Annotated in this window: 2 protein-coding genes; one reads left to right on the forward strand and one right to left on the reverse strand. The window is 38.9% G+C overall.

The window, feature by feature from the left end; all coding sequences use genetic code 11:
- The first annotated feature begins 474 nt into the window (after window positions 1-474).
- Complete coding sequence (locus KCG35_RS25045; protein ID WP_215822576.1) at window positions 475-735, forward strand: antitoxin; 261 nt, start codon at window positions 475-477, stop codon at window positions 733-735.
- A 12-nt stretch (window positions 736-747) separates the two neighbouring features.
- Here KCG35_RS25045 and KCG35_RS25050 read toward each other — a convergent pair.
- Window positions 748-1,830 (reverse strand): site-specific integrase (locus KCG35_RS25050; protein ID WP_215822577.1); only part of this gene is annotated, 1,083 nt, incomplete at its 5' end.

Raw genomic sequence — 1,830 nt, forward strand, 5'->3', positions numbered from 1 at the left:
GGGACACAATGAACAGAGAGTATAAGGCTCTAGCCAACTTTGACCCAATAATTAGCAGGGAATAAAGCAGTCATTAGCTCCCCCTTCTTATTGCCACTAATTCTTAGTGCTGCTCTGTTTGGTGATGTATTTCTGGTTTTGTTGTCCGTTATAATTGGAAGCTGTTGCGGTAATGACTAAGGAATGAGGTCAAAACCATGATAAAAGCCATTTTTAGCGTTCCAACTTTGTACATTGTCTTTATCTTTTGGGTTGGTGTCATTAGCGCTTTTTATCTCTGGACACACTAACAAATTGAGGACTACCGCTAAGCCTCTGAGAGCGTTCCTAAGCGCTTTCCAACAGCTCTTAATACCATTTATCTAACAACTAAAAGCTCTCTCTAAGACGCTCCAGAGGCTCTATTGATATTATTGCTTTTCAACCTATCATTGAGTAAAACTAAAGCTTATTGACCAGTTGGAGGTAACAGTAATGACCCAAAAAGTTAAATTATTCACACATGAAGGCTGTCAGGCATTTAACCTTCCTCCAGAGTATAACTTTGACTGCAATGAAGTCTATATCCGCCAAGATACTAAAACAGGAGATATAATTCTTTCCAAAAATCCACACAATCCACACACAACGCCTAAAGAACTTAGTAGCTGGGATGACTATTTTAAGCTTGTAGACTCTATTAACTCCGATGAGCTTGACGACTTCATGAGCGACCGTGACAAATATAGTAAATAAATATTTATGGTCCTAAATAAATTCGATATCAAAGCTAATCCTCTGGATACTTTTATTCAAAAGTTCTAGACCAAAACCAGTCCCATAGACACGGTGTGTTATATCCTTCTGTGTGTGTCCAAGGATAGCTTTTAGATGCTCGCTAGGCATCCCAGCTTCAACGGATAAATCTCTGAATGTATGTCTAAAGCTGTGGAAAACTTTTGTTGTAGGGAAGCCCAGACGCTGTTTAAACTTGGTGAACCACTTTGTGACATTCTTACCATATTTACCGCTAACTTTATTCAAGTTAAATAGCTTATTTCCTGCTCTTGTCGCTACATAATCAAGGAAGCCTAACTGAATGAGTTTGCTATGGAGTGGTATTATTCGGACAGAGCTTTCATTCTTCAACTGATTACTTTCTTCAGCGTGTATGTCCAAGTAATAAATACCATCTTTCTCTTTCACGTCCTTAGCGTCAAGCTGTGCGAGTTCCTCTAAACGTGCCCCAGTATAAAGCGCTAAAATAGGTAACCAGTATTGCCACTCACAATTAAACTTTTTCATTTTAAAGGTTGGCTGACTAAAAATAAGCTTCAAGTCCTCCTTATTAAATGCTTGTTTCTTTGTCATGGTCTTTTTTCCCTTTGGAGCCAGACCAATAAGTGGATTAGCTTTTATGTATTTATGTGTAGATAGCCAATTTAAAAAGACATTCATACGCATAAAGTGATTTTTAGCTGTCCTGACTGAGATTGTAGGGACACCACGTAAGCTTAGCTCTTTTAGGCTCAGCTTAGCGTTTCGTCCTAGCGTCCTTCTCTGTGGATAACTAAGCAACTCTAAGCTGTATTTATTCGCTAATGTACTATCAACTTTTGAAGGGACCACATCACCAACAATATCAATAAAGGCTTTGAAGGCTGTATAGTAGTCCTCTTTGGTCTTCTCCCCCCACTCAGTAGCAAGCTTCTGCGCTTGAAAAAGCTCATACAACTCTGAGAGGCTTTTGTCCTTTGGATTTCTTTTTGCTGGGCTTTGAGATTCACTAGACCTATCACCATTCTTTGCAGCAACAAAATCAGAGAATGAAAACACTTTATTTGATGTGTG

Origin of the sequence: Zooshikella harenae, assembly GCF_018837975.1 — a bacterium.
Classification (GTDB): Bacteria; Pseudomonadota; Gammaproteobacteria; order Pseudomonadales; family Zooshikellaceae; genus Zooshikella; species Zooshikella harenae.

Coding starts and splice junctions, on each gene's coding strand:
- KCG35_RS25045 (WP_215822576.1), top strand. CDS start 475: ATGACCCAAAAAGTTAAATTATTCACACATGAAGGCTGTCAGGCATTT.